The 18,840-nt window shown below is 72.4% G+C and carries 15 protein-coding genes; 10 read left to right on the forward strand and 5 right to left on the reverse strand.

The window, feature by feature from the left end:
• Window positions 1-66 precede the first annotated feature (66 nt).
• The 4 genes from nth to IRQ30_RS00195 are packed head-to-tail and all read left to right on the forward strand — an operon-like array spanning window position 67 to window position 3,177.
• Window positions 67-771 (forward strand): endonuclease III, encoded by a 705-nt coding sequence (gene nth / locus IRQ30_RS00180; RefSeq protein ID WP_193611073.1) that lies wholly within the window; start codon window positions 67-69, stop codon window positions 769-771.
• A complete protein-coding gene (locus IRQ30_RS00185) occupies window positions 768-1,298 on the forward strand; it encodes a redoxin domain-containing protein (protein WP_193611074.1) in 531 nt (176 codons plus the stop codon). Before nth ends, IRQ30_RS00185 begins: the two co-directional genes overlap by 4 nt.
• Window positions 1,295-2,008, forward strand: coding sequence for an NUDIX hydrolase (locus IRQ30_RS00190; RefSeq protein WP_338089497.1), 714 nt, complete (start codon window positions 1,295-1,297; stop codon window positions 2,006-2,008). Before IRQ30_RS00185 ends, IRQ30_RS00190 begins: the two co-directional genes overlap by 4 nt.
• Entirely contained in the window at window positions 2,005-3,177 is a 1,173-nt protein-coding gene (locus tag IRQ30_RS00195) for a MarP family serine protease (RefSeq protein ID WP_193611075.1), read from the forward strand. The genes IRQ30_RS00190 and IRQ30_RS00195 overlap by 4 nt, the downstream gene beginning before the upstream one ends.
• Window positions 3,178-3,214: 37 nt before the next feature.
• Here the strand turns inward: IRQ30_RS00195 and IRQ30_RS00200 are convergent, their stop codons facing one another.
• The 5 genes from IRQ30_RS00200 to IRQ30_RS00220 all read right to left on the reverse strand — a co-directional run bounded on the left by IRQ30_RS00200 (window position 3,215) and on the right by IRQ30_RS00220 (window position 9,305).
• On the reverse strand, window positions 3,215-3,628 hold the full coding sequence (locus IRQ30_RS00200) for a phage holin family protein (RefSeq protein ID WP_193606798.1): 414 nt from the start codon (window positions 3,626-3,628) through the stop codon (window positions 3,215-3,217).
• Between the two features lie 65 nt (window positions 3,629-3,693).
• Window positions 3,694-5,010: a Na+/H+ antiporter NhaA gene (nhaA, locus tag IRQ30_RS00205; RefSeq protein ID WP_193611076.1), complete on the reverse strand. Its 1,317-nt coding sequence runs from the start codon at window positions 5,008-5,010 to the stop codon at window positions 3,694-3,696.
• A 179-nt stretch (window positions 5,011-5,189) separates the two neighbouring features.
• Window positions 5,190-7,175 (reverse strand): acetate--CoA ligase, encoded by a 1,986-nt coding sequence (acs, locus tag IRQ30_RS00210; protein WP_193611077.1) that lies wholly within the window; start codon window positions 7,173-7,175, stop codon window positions 5,190-5,192.
• A gap of 146 nt (window positions 7,176-7,321) precedes the next feature.
• Entirely contained in the window at window positions 7,322-8,956 is a 1,635-nt protein-coding gene (locus IRQ30_RS00215) for a solute symporter family protein (RefSeq protein WP_193611078.1), read from the reverse strand.
• A gap of 1 nt (window position 8,957) precedes the next feature.
• Complete coding sequence (locus IRQ30_RS00220; RefSeq protein WP_193611079.1) at window positions 8,958-9,305, reverse strand: DUF485 domain-containing protein; 348 nt, start codon at window positions 9,303-9,305, stop codon at window positions 8,958-8,960.
• Between the two features lie 307 nt (window positions 9,306-9,612).
• Here IRQ30_RS00220 and IRQ30_RS00225 point away from each other — a divergent pair, with 307 nt between their 5' ends.
• Genes IRQ30_RS00225 through IRQ30_RS00250 form a run of 6 tightly spaced genes read left to right on the forward strand, consistent with a single transcriptional unit; the run spans window position 9,613 to window position 18,826 of the window.
• Window positions 9,613-11,136, forward strand: coding sequence for an MFS transporter (locus IRQ30_RS00225; protein WP_193611080.1), 1,524 nt, complete (start codon window positions 9,613-9,615; stop codon window positions 11,134-11,136).
• 6 nt (window positions 11,137-11,142) lie between these two features.
• Window positions 11,143-13,191, forward strand: a complete 2,049-nt coding sequence (locus tag IRQ30_RS00230) for a molybdopterin oxidoreductase family protein (protein WP_193611081.1) — start codon at window positions 11,143-11,145, stop codon at window positions 13,189-13,191.
• Complete coding sequence (locus IRQ30_RS00235; RefSeq protein ID WP_338089498.1) at window positions 13,188-14,735, forward strand: FAD-dependent oxidoreductase; 1,548 nt, start codon at window positions 13,188-13,190, stop codon at window positions 14,733-14,735. The genes IRQ30_RS00230 and IRQ30_RS00235 overlap by 4 nt, the downstream gene beginning before the upstream one ends.
• A 10-nt stretch (window positions 14,736-14,745) precedes the next feature.
• A complete protein-coding gene (gene nirB, locus IRQ30_RS00240) occupies window positions 14,746-17,316 on the forward strand; it encodes a nitrite reductase large subunit NirB (RefSeq protein ID WP_193611082.1) in 2,571 nt (856 codons plus the stop codon).
• Window positions 17,313-17,690, forward strand: coding sequence for a nitrite reductase small subunit NirD (gene nirD / locus IRQ30_RS00245; protein ID WP_193611083.1), 378 nt, complete (start codon window positions 17,313-17,315; stop codon window positions 17,688-17,690). Before nirB ends, nirD begins: the two co-directional genes overlap by 4 nt.
• Window positions 17,690-18,826 (forward strand): uroporphyrinogen-III synthase, encoded by a 1,137-nt coding sequence (locus tag IRQ30_RS00250; protein WP_193611084.1) that lies wholly within the window; start codon window positions 17,690-17,692, stop codon window positions 18,824-18,826. The genes nirD and IRQ30_RS00250 overlap by 1 nt, the downstream gene beginning before the upstream one ends.
• The last annotated feature ends 14 nt before the right edge of the window (window positions 18,827-18,840 follow it).

Here is an 18,840-nt window from a genome sequence, read left to right on the forward strand (position 1 = left end):
ACCCTCCGCGAGTCCGCAGGTCAGCGCCGTGACGGGCCTGTCGGCAGCGCGCCGTAGGCTGGGGCCGTGCCCGCGCCCGAGACCCACACCGGCCTGGTCCGGCGCGCACGCAGGACCAACCGGGTGCTCGCCGAGACCTATCCCGACGCCGGCATCGAGCTCGACTTCGACAACGCCTTCGAGCTCCTGGTCGTCACGGTCCTGAGCGCGCAGACCACCGACCGCCGCGTCAACGCCGTGCGCCCCACCCTCTTCGCCGCCTACCCCGACCCCGCGTCGATGGCGGCCGCCCCCCGCGAGCACCTCGAGCAGATCGTGGGTCCGCTCGGGTTCTTCCGGGCCAAGACCGAGTCCCTGCTCAAGCTGAGCGCGGCGCTCGTCGAGCGCTACGACGGCGAGGTGCCGGGCCGCCTCGACGACCTGGTGACGCTGCCCGGCGTCGGCCGCAAGACCGCCAACGTCGTCCTGGGCAACGCCTTCGACGTCCCGGGCATCACCGTCGACACCCACTTCGGACGCCTGGTGCGCCGCTTCGGCTGGACCGAGGAGACCGACCCGGTCAAGGTCGAGCACGCCATCGGCGCGCTGTTCCCCAAGTCCGACTGGACGATGCTCAGCCACCACCTCATCTGGCACGGCCGCCGCATCTGCCACGCCAAGAAGCCCGCCTGCGGCGCCTGTCCCGTGGCGCGGCTGTGCCCGTCCTACGGCGAGGGGCCGACCGACCCGGAGGCCGCGGCGGCGCTGGTCAAGACCCAGGGGCCGGCGTGAGGAGGCGCGCCACCGCGCCGACCCGGTGGGCGGCCCCGCTGCTCGCGCTCACGCTGGTGCTGGCCGGCTGCTCGGACAGCAAGGACGAGGAGCTGCCGCCCGAGGTCCTGCCCGACGTGACGCTCCCGCGGCTGCAGGGCACCGGCTCGGTCGACGTCTCCACGCTGCGCGGCCCGATGGTCGTGCCGCTGTTCGCCAACTGGTGCGCGCCCTGCCGCAAGGAGCTCCCGCTGTTCGAGCGGCTCTCGCAGGAGCACGGCGACGAGGTCCAGGTGCTCGGCCTCAACTGGTCCGACCCCCGTCGGAGCAAGGCGCTCGAGCTCCTCGACGACACCGGCGTCACCTTCGACGTGATCGCCGACCCGAAGGGCGAGACCGGCGAGCCGCCCAACCAGCGGATCCCCGCGCTGCCGACGATCTGGATGATCGACGCCGACGGCACGGTCACCTACCGCCGGCCCGAGGCCATCAAGAGCTACGACGAGCTGGTGGCGCTGGTCGAGGAGCACCTGGACGTGGACCTGTGAGCACCGAGCTCCCCGACTGGCTCAAGCCGGTCGAGGTGGGCGCCCGCACGATCACCGTCCACGAGCTCACGCGCTTCATGCCGCCCGAGGACTCCGACCCGCGCCGAGGCGCGGTGCTGATGCTCTTCGGCGAGGGTCCCGCGGGCCCCGACCTGCTGCTCACCGAGCGCGCCCACCACATGCGCTCCCACCCGGGCCAGGTGTCCTTCCCCGGCGGCAGCATCGACCCCGGCGAGACCGCCGTCGAGGCCGCGCTGCGGGAGGCTCAGGAGGAGACCGGCCTGGACCCGGCCGGCGTCCAGGTCTTCGCCGAGCTGCCCGAGCTGTGGCTGCCGCCGAGCAACTTCGCCGTCACCCCGCTGCTGGCGTGGTGGCGCGAGCCCAGCCCGGTCTCGGTCGTCTCACCCGACGAGGTCCACGCCATCTACCGCGTCCCGCTGCGCGAGCTGGTCGAGCCCACTCACCGGATCTCGGTGCGACATCCCAGCGGCTGGGTCGGCCCGGCGTTCCTCATCGGTGACGACAAGGACGTCATCCTGTGGGGGTTCACCGCGGGCATCATCTCCAGGCTCTTCGACTTCCTCGGCTGGACCGAGCTCGCCGACGAGGAGCCGCCGATGCACGACCTGCCGCCCTACATGCTGCTCGGCGCCCCCGCCACGCCTCCGCCCGGGCTGAAGCCCAACACCCGCTTCGAGGAGCGTCGGTGAACGCCCTCGACTGGCTGCTCGTCGTGCTGGTCCTCGCCTACGCCCTCTCCGGCTACTGGCAGGGCTTCGTCACCGGCGCGTTCGCGACCGCGGGCCTGCTGCTCGGGGGACTGCTGGGCATCTGGTTGGCACCGGTGCTGCTGGGCGACGTCGACCCCTCGCTGCTGGTCTCGCTCGGCGCGCTGTTCATCGTGATCCTGTGCGCGTCCCTGGGTCAGGCGTCGTTCCAGTACGCCGGCTCCAAGGTCCGCGACCGCATCACCTGGCAGCCGATCCGCGCCCTCGACGCCGTGGGCGGTGCCGCGCTGAGCGCCGTCGCCGTGCTCCTGGTCGCGTGGGCCCTGGGCGTCGCGGTGTCCGGCTCGCGCATCGGCTCGGTGACGCCGATGGTGCGCAGCTCCTCGGTGCTCGGCGCCGTCGACAAGACCCTCCCGCACGCCGCGTCGGGCGTGCTGCAGACCTTCAACGACGTCGTCGGCACCAGCTTCTTCCCCGACTACCTCGAGCCGTTCGCCCCGGAGCGCATCGTCGACGTCGGCCCCGGGCCGCGGCGCCTGCTCCAGGACCCCGACGTGGCCGCGGCCGAGGAGAGCGTGCTCAAGGTCCGCGGCACCAACTCGTGCGGGCGCGGCGTCGAGGGCACCGGCTTCGTCTACGCCCCCGACCGGCTGATGACCAACGCCCACGTCGTCGCCGGTGTGGAGGACCCCGAGGTGGAGATCGGCGACACGACCGTCGACGCCGAGGTCGTCGAGTACAACCCCGACCTCGACATCGCCGTCCTCGCGCTCGAGACCGACGACATCGCGCCCCTGCGCTTCGCGAAGGTCGCACCCGGTGACGGCGTGGCGATCCTCGGCTACCCCCAGGACGGCCCCTACGACGTGCAGCCGGGGCGGGTGCGCGACGACCAGAAGCTGCGCTCGCCCAACATCTACGGCGACGGCACCGTCATCCGGCAGGTGTTCTCGCTGCGCGGCCTGGTGCGTCCGGGCAACTCCGGCGGACCGATCGTCACCTCACGCGGCGCCGTGGCCGGCGTCGTGTTCGCCGCGTCGGTGACCGACAAGGACACCGGCTACGCGCTCACCGCCGCGCAGGTCGCCGACAGTGCCGCGATCGGCCGTACCAACACCGAGCGCGAGTCGACGGGCGACTGCGCGGGCTGACCGGCGACGTCGTCGCTGGGCAGTGCCGACTGGGTGGCTACGCCTGGCCCTTGAGCGCGCGGGGGATCTCCCTGCCCTGGGCGATCGCCTTCTCGGGCGCCTTGACCTTCTTGACCTTCTTGATGCCGGCGAAGACCAGCAGCCCGCTGATGAGCAGGTAGAAGGCGAAGACGATCAGGAACGCCCAGTGCAGGTCGAGCCCCGAGCCGTTCCAGTGGATCAGGTAGGCGATCGCGACCGACAGCATGATGACGGCCAGCACGGCCACGAAGCCCGCGGCGGCGAAGAGGCCGATGCCGATGCCGCCGGCCTTGACGCTCACCTTGAGCTCGGACTTGGCGAGCTCGATCTCCTTGGACACCAGCGTGGAGATGTCGCGGCTGGCGTCGACGACGAGACGGCCGATGGTGGGATCGCCGTCGGCGGGCGCCTTGACCGGTTCGGATGACATGCAGGGTCCTCTGGTCTCGAAGTGGGAGCCCCGACCCTACAGAACCCCCGGCCTGCCCCGCCTCCTCAGGAGGGGTGTGGTCGGTCGCCCTGGAACACGTCCGGGATCCCGTCGGCGTCGTCGTCGCGCGACTCGTGCTCGTGGATGCGGCGGTAGACCCGGTTGCGCAGTCGTAGCAGGACCGAGGCGAGCAGCGCGGCGGTGAGCGAGCCCACGAGCACCCCGACCTTGACGTGGTCGTCGCGCTCGCTGCCCTGGCCGAAGGCCAGCTCGCCGATCAGCAGGCTCACGGTGAACCCGATGCCTGCCAGCATCGCCATCCCGAGGACGTCGACCCAGGTCAGCTCGTCGTCCAGCTCGGCGCGGGTGAACCTCGAGAGCACCCAGGTCGAGCCCACGATGCCGACGGTCTTGCCGACGACGAGACCGCACACGATGCCGAGGGCCACGCGGTCGCCGAGGGAGTCGACGAGCCCGCTGAGGCCTCCGACGGTGACGCCGGCGGCGAAGAACGCGAAGATCGGGACGGCCACCCCGGCCGAGATCGGCCGGATCAGGTGCTCGAGGTGCTCGGCCAGGCCCGGTCGGTCGTCGCTGCGGTCGCGTCGCAGCACCGGGACGGTGAAGCCGAGCAGGACGCCGGCCACCGTGGCGTGCACCCCGGACTCGTGGACCAGGACCCAGGCGAGCAGCGCCAGCGGGACCAGCAGCCACCCGCTGCGGATCCGCCGCTGCACGAGCACCGCGAAGATCCCGATCGGCAGCAGTGCGACCGCGAGGAAGAGGAGGTCGAGCTCGTCGGTGTAGAAGATCGCGATGACCGTGATGGCCAGCAGGTCGTCGACCACCGCCAGGGTCAGCAGGAAGGTCCGCAGGCCGCTGGGCAGGTGGGTGCTGATGACCGCCAGGACCGCCACCGCGAACGCGATGTCGGTGGCGGTCGGGATCGCCCATCCCCGCAGCGCGCCGTCCCCGCCGAGGTTCCACAGCACGAAGATCAGCGCGGGCATGGCCATCCCGCCCACGGCGGCCGCGATCGGGACCGCGGCCCGCCGCGGGTCGCGCAGGTCTCCCGCGACGAACTCCCGCTTGAGCTCCAGCCCGACCACGAAGAAGAAGATCGCCAGCAGCCCGTCCGCGGCCCAGGCCCCGAGGGTGAGGTCCAGGTGCAGCGACGACGGGCCGACCCGCAGGTCGCGCAGCGACTCGTAGGAGTCGCTCCACGGGGTGTTGGCCCACACGATCGCCGCGACCGCGCCGGCGATCAGCAGCAGCCCGCCGGTGGTCTCGGCGCGCAGGATCTCCGCCGTACGCGAGTGCTCCAGGAAGGAGCCGCGGGCGAACAGGCGGGGACGGGACGGGGACTCAGGCTCGGGGCTCATCGGGCTCCAGGGGTCGGCGGCATCGTTGCCGACCAGACTTCCCGGCGCACCTGCGGCCATCCTACCGCCGCGGAGGGGAGCAGGCATTTCAGCATCTGCTGATATCCCTGAGCTTCTGGGCCAGAATTCCGGCCCAGAACGTCAGGTTTTTCAGCAGATGCTGAAAAACCTGCGCCGGGTCACCCCTCGTCGTCGCCGGAGCCGGAGCCCTCCTTCTTGGAGATCAGGTCCATGACGGTGGAGTCGGCGAGGGTGGTGACGTCGCCGACCTCGCGGTGCTCGGCGACGTCCTTGAGCAGGCGGCGCATGATCTTGCCGGAGCGGGTCTTGGGCAGCTCGGGCACGACCATGATCTGGCGCGGCTTGGCGATCGCGCCGATCTCCTTCTGCACGTGGCGACGCAGCTCCTCGACGATGTCGTCGCCGCCGTCGCCCGCGGAGTCGCGCAGGATCACGAACGCGCAGACGGCCTGCCCGGTCGTCTCGTCGGCGGCGCCGACCACGGCGGCCTCGGCGACCTTGGGGTGCGAGACGAGCGCCGACTCGATCTCGGTCGTGGAGAGGCGGTGGCCCGAGACGTTCATGACGTCGTCGACGCGGCCGAGCAGCCAGATGTCGCCGTCGTCGTCCTTCTTCGCCCCGTCACCCGCGAAGTAGAAGCCCTGCTTGCGGAAGCGGGACCAGTAGGTCTCCTTGAAGCGGTCGTCGTCGCCCCACAGGGTGCGCAGCATCGCCGGCCAGGGCTCCTTGACGACGAGGTAGCCGCCGGAGCCGTTCGGCACGGACTCGCCGTCGTCGTTGACGACGTCGACCGAGATGCCCGGCAGCGGCGTCATGGCCGAGCCCGGCTTGCCGGCGGTGACGCCGGGCAGCGGGGAGATCATGATCTGGCCGGTCTCGGTCTGCCACCAGGTGTCGACGATCGGGCAGCGCTCGCCGCCGATGACCTCGCGGTACCACATGTAGGCCTCGGGGTTGATCGACTCACCCACCGACCCCAGCAGCCGCAGCGAGGACAGGTCGAAGCCGTCGGGGATCTCGCGGCCCTGCTTCATGAACGTCCGGATCGCGGTGGGCGCGGTGTAGAAGATCGTCACGCCGTACTCCTGGACGATCTCCCACCAGCGGCCCTTGTGGGGGGAGTCGGGGGTGCCCTCGTACATCACCTGCGTCGCGCCGTTGGCGAGCGGGCCGTAGACCATGTAGGAGTGGCCGGTCACCCAGCCGACGTCGGCGGTGCACCAGTAGACGTCCGTCTCCGGCTCGAGGTCGAAGACCGCGTGGTGCGTGTACGACGTGCCCGTGAGGTAGCCGCCGGTGGTGTGCAGGATGCCCTTGGGCTTGCCGGTCGTGCCGGAGGTGTACATGACGTAGAGCGGGTGCTCGGCGTCGAACGGCTGGGGCTCGTGCTCGCTCGAGGCCGAGTCGACCGCGTCGTGCCACCAGACGTCGACCTGGTCGTCCCAGTCGACGTCCTGGCCCGTGCGCCGTACGACGAGCACGTGCTCGACGTCGAAGCCGTCGCCGGCGGCCTTCGTGCGGGCCTCGTCGACGGCGGGCTTCAGCGCCGAGGGGGCGCCTCGACGGTAGCCGCCGTCGGCGGTGATCACGACCTTGGCCTCGCAGTCGACCAGCCGCGTGGCGAGGGCGTCGGAGGAGAAGCCCCCGAAGACGACGGTGTGCGGGGCCCCGATGCGGGCACAGGCCAGCATCGCGACCACGGTCTCGGGGAGCATCGGCATGTAGATCGCCACCCGGTCGCCGGCCTCGACGCCCAGCGCCAGCAGGGCGTTCGCGGCGCGGGCGACCTCCGCCTGCAGGTCGGCGTAGGTGATCGTGCGCTTGTCGTCGGCGGGCTCGCCCACCCAGTGCAGCGCCACCCGGTCGCCGTTGCCGGCCTCGACGTGGCGGTCGACGCAGTTGTAGGCGGCGTTCAGCGTGCCGCCGGTGAACCACTTCGCGAACGGCGGGTCGTCCCAGTCGAGGACGCGGTCCCACCTCTGGGCCCAGTCGAGGCGCTCGGCGGCCTCGGCCCAGAACGCCTCACGGTCGGAGGAGGCCCGCTCGTAGGCCTCGGCGGTGACGTTCGCGGAGGCGGCCAGCTCGGCCGGCGGCTCGAAGGAGCGGTCCTCGCGCGACAGGTTCGACAGGGTCTCTTCGCTCACTTCTCACTCCTGGGACAGACGCTGATGGGTGGCACTCGCCACAGTAGGACGCTTCGTCCGTCGTGGCGACGCGGGGTTGTCGTGATGCGGGCGGTGCCGGGCAGCCCCCCAGGGGTGCCCGGCACCGGACGATCGTGCGGGAGAGGTCAGTGCACGATCATCTTCTCCGAGCCGGCGCCGGTCAGCGCGCGCACCTCGAGCTCGGTGTAGCGGTCCTCGGCGGTCGGCTCCTTGGAGGTGATCGTCCCGAGGTAGCCGAACAGGAAGCCGAGCGGGATCGACACGATGCCGGGGTTCTCCAGGGGGAACCACGAGATGTCGATGCTGGTGGGCAGCAGCGACAGGTTCTTCCCCGAGGGGTCCAGGCCCTTGCCCGAGACGACCGGCGAGAAGATCACCAGGCCGATCGAGGAGATCAGGCCGCCGTAGATGCTCCAGAGCGCGCCGCGGGTGTTGAAGCGCCGCCAGAACATGTTGTAGATGATCGTCGGCAGGTTCGCCGACGCCGCGACCGCGAAGGCCAGGGCGACGAGGAAGGCGATGTTGAGGTTCTGCGCCGGGATCGCCAGCAGGATCGCCACCAGGCCGATGCCGGCGGCCGCGTAGCGGGTCACCTTGATCTCCTGCTCCTCGGTGGCCTGGCCCTTCTTGATGACGCTGTTGTAGATGTCGTGGGCCACCGAGGCCGACGAGGTCAGCGTCAGGCCCGCGACGACCGCCAGGATCGTCGCGAACGCCACCGCGGCGATGATCGCCAGCAGCACGGCGCCGCCGGTGGATCCGGCTCCGCCGCCCACGGCCTCGGCCAGCAGGGGCGCCGCCAGGTTGCCGGAGGCGTCGAGCTCGCCGGACTCGCGCAGGGCCGGGATGTCCAGGAGGGCCGCGGCACCGAAGCCGAGCACCAGCGTGAACAGGTAGAACGTGCCGATCAGGCCGATCGCCCACAGCACCGACTTGCGCGCGTCACGCGACGTCGGGACGGTGTAGAAGCGGATCAGGATGTGCGGCAGGCCGGCCGTGCCGAGCACCAGCGCGATGCCGAGGCTGATGAAGTCGATCTTGCTGGTCGCCGTGGCGCCGTACTTCAGGCCCGGCTCGAGGAACGCCTGGCCCGAGCCGGAGTTGGAGGCCGCGGTGCCCAGCAGCTGGGAGAGGTTGAAGTCGAACTTCGCCAGCACCAGCACCACGATCAGGGCGGACCCCGCCATCAGCAGGATGGCCTTGACGATCTGCACCCAGGTGGTGCCCTTCATGCCGCCGACGGTGACGTAGAAGATCATCAGCGCGCCGACGCCGAGGATCACGATGTTCTTCACGGCCTGGTCGTCGACGCCGAGCAGCAGCGCCACCAGGGCGCCCGCGCCGACCATCTGGGCGAGCAGGTAGAAGATCGAGACGACGACGGTCGACGTGGCCGCCGCCATGCGCACCGGGCGCTGGCGCATCCGGAACGCCAGCTGGTCGGCCATCGTGTAGCGACCGGAGTTGCGCAGCATCTCCGCGACCAGGAGCAGGGCGACCAGCCAGGCCACGAGGAAGCCGATGGAGTAGAGGAAGCCGTCGTAGCCGGACAGCGCGATCGCGCCGGAGATGCCGAGGAACGACGCCGCCGACATGTAGTCGCCGCCGATCGCCAGGCCGTTCTGGACCGGCGAGAAGGACCGGCCGCCGGCGTAGAAGTCGGCCGTGCCGGAGGTCTGGCGGCTGGCCCAGAACGTGATGCCGATGGTCAGGGCGACCACGGCCAGGAACAGGATCGTGGTCAGTACCTGGTCGTCCATGTCAGAGCCCCTTCTCGTAGCGCTCGTTGAGCTGGCGGGCCAGCGGGTCCAGCTTCGACTCCGAGAACCGGCTGTAGAGCCAGGCCAGGAGGAACGTCGTCACGAACTGCAGCAGCCCGAAGACGAGCGCCACGTTGATGTTGCCGACGAGCTGGTGGTTCATGAACCCGCCGGCGTAGTTCGACATGAGGATGTAGAGCAGGTACCAGGACAGGAACGCGAGCGTCGCCGGGAACACGAAGCCCCGGTAGAGCCGGCGGAGCTCGGTGAACTCCGGCGCGGCCGCCAGCTCGTCGTAGACCGGGGCATGCCGTTCAGGTTGGGACTGCGGGTTGACGTCGGACGCCACGGGAGGACCCCTTTCGAGCGGCTCTGGACGAGCGCGGTGTGATGAGCGTCACCGTAGGAGTGCGCGCCGGGCCGCGACATCCGTCGCGACGGGCGCTGCGGTCAGCGGGTCCGGCCCTGCGACGAACGGTCGCTCGCGCACGACGAGCGGCACCGGCGGCGAGCTGCTCGTCCTGTCGTCCTGTCGTGAGGTCGTGAGGCACGTGAGGCCGTGAGGACAACGTGACGTCTCCTTTGCGCCCGCTCGTGGGCGGTCGAAACCTGCGCTGCCTTTCATGGGGCATCCGAACCCCCACAGGAGCGCGACGATGACCCTCACCACCGACCCGCCGCCCGCAGCCCCCTCCACCGACGACGCCGAGACGGCCGCACTCGCGCGCCGTACCGGCCGCTGGATCGACGACTGGCGGCCCGAGGAGCCGGAGTTCTGGGCCACGACCGGCCGGCAGGTCGCCCGCCGCAACCTGCTCTGGTCGATCTTCGCCGAGCACCTCGGCTTCTCGGTGTGGCTGATCTGGTCGGTCTCGTCGGCCTTCCTGCTCTCGGTCGGCTTCTCCTACAGCCCCCAGCAGCTGTTCGTGCTGGTGGCGCTGCCCAACCTGGTGGGCTCCCTGCTGCGCCTGCCCTACACGCTGGCGGTGCCGAAGTTCGGCGGGCGCAACTGGACGATGGTCAGCGCGGCGCTGCTGCTGGTCCCGACGCTCGGCTTCGCCTACGCCGTGCAGCACCCGGGCACGCCGTTCTGGGTGTTCTGCCTGATCGCGGCCAGCGCGGGCCTCGGCGGCGGCAACTTCGCCAGCTCCATGGCCAACATCAACTTCTTCTACCCCTCCGCCCAGAAGGGCGCCGCGCTCGGCCTCAACGCCGCCGGCGGCAACCTCGGCGTCTCGCTGATCCAGCTGTTCCTGCCGGTGATCGTCGGGGGCGCGGGGATCTTCGGGATCGTGAAGGCCTCCGACGGCGGCGTCCACCTGGAGCGCGCGGCCTGGGTGTACGCCGGGCTGGCGGTCGCCGCGACGCTGGCGGCGTACCTGTTCATGGACAACCTCGGCACCGCGACCTCCAAGCCCCGCGAGCAGCTGCAGGTGGTCCGCACGCCGCAGACCTGGATCATGGCGTTCCTCTACATCGGCACCTTCGGGTCGTTCATCGGCTACTCCGCCGCGATGCCGCTGCTGATCAAGCTCAACTTCTGGGTGCCGGAGCCCTCCCCGCTGGGCACGGGCATCTACTTCGCCTACTTCGCGTTCCTGGGCGCGCTGGTCGGCTCGATGACCCGGCCGCTGGGCGGCTGGCTGGCCGACCGGTACGGCGGCGCGCGGGTCACCCTGGGCGCCTTCACCGGCATGGTGGTCTTCACCCTGGCCGTCCTGTGGACGCTCACGCAGCTGACGCCCAACCCGACCGCCGACCCGTCGATCGCGACCGACAACCAGTCGTGGTTCCCGTGGTTCCTGGGCTTCTTCCTCTGCGTCTTCGCCGCGACCGGCATCGGCAACGGCTCGACGTACAAGATGATCCCGTCGATCTGGCGCATCCAGGCCGAGCGCGCGACCGCGCCGGGCACGCCGGAGCGCAGCGCCGCGCTGCTGGCCGCCACCAAGCAGGCCTCGGCCGGGATCGGCGTGATCGGCGCCGTCGGGGCGATCGGCGGGTTCCTGATCCCCATCGCCTTCAGCTCGCCGTGGGTCGAGGACCCGATGTCGGCGACCAGGGGCGCGTTCGTGGTCTTCACCGCGTTCTACGTCGTCTGCGCCGCGGTCACCTGGCTCGTCTACCTGCGTCGTCCCGCGACCGCGAAGGCGACCAGCCTCGCCGGCGTCGGCATCTGAGCCTCGATGACCCACACCCACTGTCCCTACTGCAGCCTGCAGTGCGGCATGCGGCTCGAGCGTCGCGGCCGCGCCGCCCTGGAGGTGCAGGCCTGGCCGGAGTTCCCGGTCAACGAGGGCGCGCTGTGCCGCAAGGGCTGGACCGCCGCCGGGCTGCGGGGGAGCCGTGAGCGGCTGACGTCCCCCCTGGTGCGCGACCGCGCGTCCGGCGAGCTGCGGGCGGCGTCGTGGGACGAGGCGCTCGACCTGGTGGCCGCGCGGCTCACCGCCCTGCGGGGGCAGCACGGGCCGGACTCCGTGGCCGTCTTCGGCGGCGGTGGGCTCACCAACGAGAAGGCCTACCAGCTCGGCAAGCTCGCCCGGGTCGCCCTGGGCACCTCGCAGATCGACTACAACGGCCGCTGGTGCATGTCGTCGGCGGCATCCGCGGCCAACCAGGCGTTCGGCATCGACCGCGGCCTGCCGTTCCCGCTGGCCGACGTGGAGGGGAGCGACGTCCTGGTCCTGGTCGGCTCCAACCTCGCCGAGACGATGCCGCCGGCGGCGCGGCACCTCGACCGGCTCCGCGAGCGCGGCGGTCGCGTGGTCGTCGTCGACCCGCGACGGACGGCCACGGCCCAGCGGGCGGACACCTTCCTGCAGCCGGTCCCGGGCACGGACCTGGCGCTCGCGCTGGGGCTGCTGCACCTCGTCGTCGCGAGGGGCGGCGTCGACGAGGAGTACGTCGCCGCGCGCACCACCGGCTTCGACGTCGTACGACGCACGGTCGCCGCGTGGTGGCCCGAGCGGGTCGAGCGCGTGACCGGGGTGCCGGCCTCCGAGCTGCGCGCGCTGGCCGACCTGCTGGTGGGCGCCGCGAAGGTGACGGTGCTGACCGCGCGGGGGGCCGAGCAGCACGCGCAGGGCACCGACACCGTGCTCGCCTGGATCAACCTCGCGCTCGCGCTGGGGATGCCGGGACGCGAGTCGGCCGGCTACGGCTGCCTGACCGGGCAGGGCAACGGCCAGGGCGGTCGCGAGCACGGCCAGAAGGCCGACCAGCTGCCCGGCTACCGGATGATCGACGACCCCGCCGCGCGCGAGCACGTCGCCCGGGTCTGGGGGGTGCCCGCCGACTCGCTGCCCGGCGCCGGCCGGTCGGCGTACGAGCTGCTCGACTCGCTCGGCACCGACGACGGGGCCCGTGCCCTGCTGGTCTTCGGCAGCAACATCGTGGTCTCGGCGCCGAACGCCACGCACGTGACGCGGCGGCTCGAGGCGCTGGACCTGCTCGTCGTCGCCGACCTCGTGATGTCGGAGACCGCCGCGATGGCCGACGTCGTGCTGCCGGTGACGCAGTGGGCCGAGGAGACCGGCACCATGACGAACCTCGAGGGACGCGTGGTCCTGCGCGAGCGCGCCGTCGCGCCGCCGGACGGGGTGTGGAGCGACCTCGAGGTCATGGCCGGGCTGGCGTCGCGGCTGGGGTCGCCGGTCGCCTTCTCGACCGACGCCGAGGAGGTCTTCAGCGAGCTGGGCCGTGCGTCCGCCGGCGGCCGCGCCGACTACGCAGGCATCACCTACGACCGGATCCGCGAGGAGCACGGCGTCTTCTGGCCCTGCCCGAGCGCCGGGCACCCGGGCACGCCGCGGCTCTTCGCCGAGTCGTTCGTGACGCCGGACGGACGCGCGCGGTGCGTGTCCGTCGAGCACCGCGGCCCGGCCGAGGTGCCCTGCGACGACTACCCGGTGCACCTGACGACCGGGCGGGTGCTGGCGCAGTACCAGTCCGGCGCCCAGACCCGCCGGATCCGCGTCCTGCCCGACGACGGCCCGTTCGTGGAGCTGCACCCGATGCTGGCCGACCGCATCGGCGCCCACGACGGCGACCTCGTCGTCGTCGTCACCCGGCGCGGCGAGCTCAAGGCCCCCGCCCGCGTCGTCTCCACGATCCGCCCCGACACCGTCTTCGTGCCGTTCCACTGGGTGGGCGCCAACCGGCTGACCAACGACGCGCTCGACCCGTCGAGCCGGATGCCGGAGTTCAAGGTCTGTGCCGCGGCGGTGCGCACGTGAGCGCCGCGCGCCGGATTGTCGTCGTCGGCAGCGGCATGGCGGCCACGCGGCTGGTCGAGGAGCTGGTCGCGCGGGGTGCCGGCGAGGGCGTGGTCGTGCTGGGCGACGAGCCGCACGCGCCGTACAACCGCATCCTGCTGTCCGCGGTGCTCGAGGGCACCCACCCGGTCGCCGCGCTGACGCTGCGCGAGCCGGAGTGGTACGCCGCGCACGGGGTCGACCTGCGCCTGGGCGCGCGGGTCCTGGGCGTCGACCGGGAGCGCCGCGACGTGATGCTCGCGGACGGCACGGTCGTGCCCTACGACCGGCTGGTGCTCGCCACCGGCAGCATCCCCTCGCTGCCGCCGATCCGGGGGCTGGTGCGCCTCGACGGCCGCCTCCACGAGCGCGTCCACGCCTTCCGCTCGCTCGACGACTGCACCCGCCTGATGGGCGCGCTGACCTCGCTCGGGGTCACTGACCCGTGCGGTTTGGTCACCAACCGCAGACCTTCCGGGCAAAAACCTGCGGTCTGTGACCAAACCGCAGGGGCGACGCATACGCGCGCGGTCATGGTGGGCGGCGGCCTGCTCGGCCTCCAGGTCGCCCGAGCGCTGAGCGTGCGGGGGCTCGCCACCGAGATCGTGGAGGGCGGCGAGCACCTGCTCCGCAGTCAGGTCGGGGGCGCGGCCGGGCGGGTGCTGGCGCGCGACCTGCGGCGGCTGGGCACCACCGTCTACACCGGCGCCCGGGCGGTCCGGCTCTCCGACCTCTCCGGTGACACCGACGGCGCCGACGCCACCGGCGGCACCATCGGCACCGTCGGGCTCCGGCTCGACAACGGCTACACGCTGGAGACCGACCTCGTCGTCCTCACCGCCGGCGGGCGGCCCTCGACGGCGCTGGCCCGCGGCGCCGGGCTCGAGGTGCGGCGCGGGATCGTCGTCGACGAGCACCTCGCCTCGGTGACCGATCCCGACGTCCACGCGATCGGCGACTGCGCGGAGCACGCCGGCCGCACCACCGGCTTCGTCGCCCCGGCCTGGGAGCAGGCGGCGATCCTGGCCGACCGGCTCACCGGCGGCGGCGCCGTCCACACCGGCAGCCGCACCGTCGCCCGGCTCCGCGCCACCGGCCTGGACGTCGCGGTGCTCGGCGACCCGGAGCGCGCCGCGGCTGACGGCGGCGAGGTCGTCGAGGTCACCAACCCCGTGGTCGGGTCGCACCGCAAGCTGGTCGTCCGCGACGGCGTCATCGTCGCCGCCACGCTCGTGGGCGACCTGAGCCGGATCGGCCTGATCACCCAGTACTTCGACCGCGGCACCCGCCTCGCCGGCGCCGAGCCCGGCCAGCTGCTGATGGGCGACCGCACCGCGCCGCCCGCGCGCCTGGCCGCGGACGCCGAGATCTGCGCCTGCGCCGGCGTGAGCGCCGGCCGGATCCGTGCCTGCGCCTCGCTCGACGAGGTCCGCGAGACCACCCGCGCCACCACCGGCTGCGGCGGCTGCGCGTCCGCCGTACGCGAGCTGCTCGCCACCCGACCCGCCCTGTCCGGCACCACCTGAGGGAGAACCGATGTCACCGCACCACAGGAAGACGCTCGTCGTCGCCGGCCACGGCATGGTCGGCCACCGCTTCGTCCAGGCCGCGATCGAGCGCGGGCTCACCGAGACCTACGACGTGGTCGTCGTCGGCGAGGAGTCGCGGGCGGCGTACGACCGGGTGGCGCTCACCTCGTTCTTCGAGGTCGGCGCCGACGAGCTCTCGCTGCTCCCGGGCGGCGCGTACGACGACCCGCGGGTGCGGCTCGTCCTCGGGACCTCCGTCGACGCCGTCGACCCCGAGACGCGGACGGTGCTCCTCGGCACCGGCGAGGTGCTCGTCTACGACGAGCTGGTGCTGGCCACCGGCGCGACGCCGTTCGTGCCGTCGGTGCCGGGCCGCGACCTGCCCGGCTGCTTCGTCTACCGCACGATCGAGGACCTCGAGGCGATCCGCGACGCCGCCGCGACGGCCACGGTCGGCGCCGTCATCGGCGGGGGGCTGCTCGGCCTGGAGGCGGCCAACGCCCTGGCCCAGCTCGGGCTGGAGACCCACGTCGTGGAGATGGCGCCGCGGCTGATGGCGGTGCAGGTCGACGCCGCCGGCGGGGCCACCCTCGCCCGCCACGTCGAGAAGCTCGGGCTCACCGTGCACACGGGCGCCATGACCGAGGGCGTCCTGGGCGAGGACCGGGTCACCGGCCTCCAGCTCCGGGACGCCGAGCCGATCGAGGCGCAGGTCGTGGTGTTCTCCGCCGGCATCCGGCCGCGCGACGCGCTGGCCCGCGACGCCGGCCTCGACCTCGCCGAGCGCGGCGGAGTCCTCGTCGACGAGCGGTGCCGCACCTCCGACCCGCACGTCTGGGCCATCGGCGAGTGCGCGGCGCCGGGCGGCCGGATGTACGGGCTCGTGGCGCCGGGCTACGCCATGGCCGAGGTCGTCGTCGACGCCCTGCTCGGCGGCCCCGGCGCCTTCACCGGCGCCGACATGTCCACCAAGCTCAAGCTCCTGGGCGTCGACGTGGCGTCCTTCGGCGACGCCCACGCCGTCACCGAGGGCGCCCTGGAGCTCGTCTTCTCCGACGCCGTCGCCGGGCACTACAAGAAGCTCGTGGTGCTGGAGAACGAGGCGGGGGACGGCACCGTGCTCATCGGCGGCGTCCTGGTCGGCGACGCGTCGGCGTACGGCGTGCTGCGGCCGATGGTCGCCAGCGGCTTGGAGCTGCCCGCCAACCCCGAGGACCTGATCCTCCCGGCGAGCCGCGGCGTGCCGGAGATCGGCCTGCCCGACGAGGCGGTCGTGTGCTCCTGCAACAACGTCACCAAGGCCACGATCCTCGACCACGTGGCGCGCGAGGACGAGCCCTGCGCCGACGCCACCTGCGTCACCAGGTGCTCCGGAGCGGGGAGCACCTGCGGCTCCTGCAAGCCGACGGTCAAGAAGATCGTGGAGGACCACTTCGCCGCCGTCGGGAAGGTCGTCGACCGCAGCCTGTGCGAGCACTTCTCGTTGACCCGCCAGGAGCTCTTCGACGTCGTGGCGGTGCACGGCTACCGCACCTTCGACGAGGTCGTCGGGGGCCACGGGACGGGCCGCGGCTGCGACGTCTGCAAGCCGACCGTCGCCTCGATCCTGGCCAGCCAGCTCAACGGGCACGTCCTCGAGACCGGGCACGGCACGCTGCAGGACACCAACGACGCCTACCTCGCCAACATCCAGCGCAACGGCACCTACTCCGTGATGCCGCGGATCGCCGGCGGGGAGGTGACGCCCGAGGGGCTGATCGTGCTCGGTGAGGTCGCGCGCGACTTCGGGCTCTACACCAAGATCACCGGGGGCCAGCGGATCGACCTGATGGGCGCCCGCATGGAGGAGCTGCCGGCCATCTGGCGACGCCTGGTCGACGCCGGCTTCGAGTCGGGTCACGCCTACGGCAAGTCGCTGCGCACGGTGAAGTCCTGCGTCGGCTCGACCTGGTGCCGCTACGGCGTCCAGGACTCGACCTCCCTGGCGATCATGCTCGAGAACCGCTACCGGGGCCTGCGCTCGCCGCACAAGATCAAGGGCGGGGTCAGCGGCTGCGCCCGCGAGTGTGCCGAGGCGCGGGCCAAGGACTTCGGAGTGATCGCCACCGAGAAGGGGTGGAACCTCTACGTCGGCGGCAACGGCGGCGCGACGCCGGTGCACGCGGTGCTGCTCGCCGGCGACCTCGACACCGAGACGCTCGTGCGCTACCTCGACCGATACCTCATGTACTACATCCGCACCGCCGACCGGCTCCAGCGCACCGCGCCCTGGATGGCGTCGCTCGACGGCGGCATCGAGCGGGTCCGGGCGGTCGTGGTGGAGGACTCGCTGGGGCTCGGCAGCGAGCTGGAGGCGGCGATCGACGCCCACGTCGACGGCTACTTCGACGAGTGGCGGGCCACGCTGGACGACCCCGACAAGCTCGCGCGGTTCGTCTCCTTCGTCAACGCGCCGGACGTCCCCGACCCGCACATCACCTTCCGCGAGGAGCGGGGCCAGCCCGCGCCGGGCGACTCCGACGGGCCGGTGGTCCTCGGCGCCACCATCGGAGTCGGCGCGCCCGCGGTGACGTCGTGACGACGGCCCCGGCGACGACGTACACGAGGGTGTGCCGCCTCGACGACATCCAGCGCGAGGGCGGCGTGCTGGCGCTGGTCGCCGGCGAGGCGGTGGCGGTCTTCCGGACCTACGACGACCGGCTGTTCGCGCTGGCCAACTACGATCCCTTCTCACGGGCGTCGGTGCTGGCTCGTGGGATCGTCGGGACACGTACCGTCGGGGGTGACGAGGTCACCTTCGTGGCGTCGCCGATGCACAAGCAGGCGTTCGACCTCAGCACCGGGCAGTGCCTCGACGACGCGGCGGTGCGGGTGCCGACGTACGACGTCCGCCTGGGCGAGGACGGCACGGTGCTGGTAGGCGGGCGGACGGGAGGTGGCACATCGAGCTAGTGGACGGGACCGACCCGACGGTCGGCGCGACGCTGCCCCTGACCGGCTACCGGATCGGGGTCACCGCCGCGCGCAAGGTCGACGAGCAGATCCAGCTCTTCGAGCGTCGCGGTGCCACCTGCGTGTGGGCCCCGGCGCTCTCCACCGAGCCCAACCAGGTCGACGACGCCTCGCTGCGCGCCGCGACGGAGGAGGTGCTGGCCAAGCCGGTCGACGTGTTCCTCGCGACGACCGGGATCGGCATGAAGGGCTGGTTCGCGGCGGCCGAGGCCTGGGGGATGCTCGACGAGCTGCTCGCCGCGCTCGGTCGCGCCGAGATCCTGGCGCGCGGCCCCAAGAGCGTCGGCGCGCTGCGGCGCCGCGGCCTGCGCGAGCTGTGGGCGCCGGAGTCCGAGGAGTTCGAGGACGTCCTCGAGCACCTGCGCGGGCGCGACCTGTCCGGCCGGCGGATCGTCGTGCAGGAGCACGGGCAGTCGCTGTCGATGGTCGCCCACGCGCTGCGCCGGCGCGGCGCCGACGTCACCACCGTCACCGTCTACCGGGTGGCGAGCGCCGAGGACCCCGGCCCGATGTTCCACCTGGTCGACGAGATCGCCGACCGCACCGTCCACGCCGTCACCTTCACCTCCGCCCCGGCCGTCGCGGCCCTGATGGAGGCCGCCGGCTCGACGGGTCGCCGCGAGGAGGTGGTGGGCGCCTTCCAGGCCGACGTCATCGCCTCCTGCGTCGGGCCGGTCACCGCGGCGGCCTTCGAGATGTGGGGCGTGCCGACGATCTACCCCGACCGCTCCCGGCTGGCCGCGATGGTCAAGCAGCTGGAGACCGAGCTGCCCTCGCGCACCGCCGGGTCGTCGTTCGAGGTGGCCGGCCACACGCTGCTGCTCCACGGCGACGAGGTGCTCGTGGACGGCGTCGAGGTGCGGCTGTCTGCGGCGCCGTTCGCGGTGCTCCAGGCGCTGCTGGTCAACCCCGGCCACGTGGTGTCGCGCCGCGAGCTCTTGGCCGCGCTCCCGTCGGGGATCGCCGGGTCCGAGCACGCCGTCGAGATGGCGGTCGCGCGGCTGCGCGCGGCGGTCGGGACCAAGATCGTGCAGACCGTCGTCAAGCGCGGCTACCGGCTCGCGGTGGCGACGTGAGCCCGTCGTGAGGC

The sequence above is a fragment of the Nocardioides lijunqiniae genome, from assembly GCF_015024225.1.
GTDB lineage: Bacteria > Actinomycetota > Actinomycetes > Propionibacteriales > Nocardioidaceae > Nocardioides > Nocardioides lijunqiniae.

What these genes read in the sequence shown, in the direction of transcription:
- IRQ30_RS00225 (WP_193611080.1), top strand. Translation starts at nt 9,613, where the DNA reads ATGACCCTCACCACCGACCCGCCGCCCGCAGCCCCCTCCACCGACGAC.
- IRQ30_RS00230 (WP_193611081.1), top strand. Translation starts at nt 11,143, where the DNA reads ATGACCCACACCCACTGTCCCTACTGCAGCCTGCAGTGCGGCATGCGG.
- nirB (WP_193611082.1), top strand. Translation starts at nt 14,746, where the DNA reads ATGTCACCGCACCACAGGAAGACGCTCGTCGTCGCCGGCCACGGCATG.
- nhaA (WP_193611076.1), bottom strand. Translation starts at nt 5,010, where the DNA reads ATGAGCCCCGAGCCTGAGTCCCCGTCCCGTCCCCGCCTGTTCGCCCGC.
- IRQ30_RS00200 (WP_193606798.1), bottom strand. Translation starts at nt 3,628, where the DNA reads ATGTCATCCGAACCGGTCAAGGCGCCCGCCGACGGCGATCCCACCATC.
- IRQ30_RS00215 (WP_193611078.1), bottom strand. Translation starts at nt 8,956, where the DNA reads ATGGACGACCAGGTACTGACCACGATCCTGTTCCTGGCCGTGGTCGCC.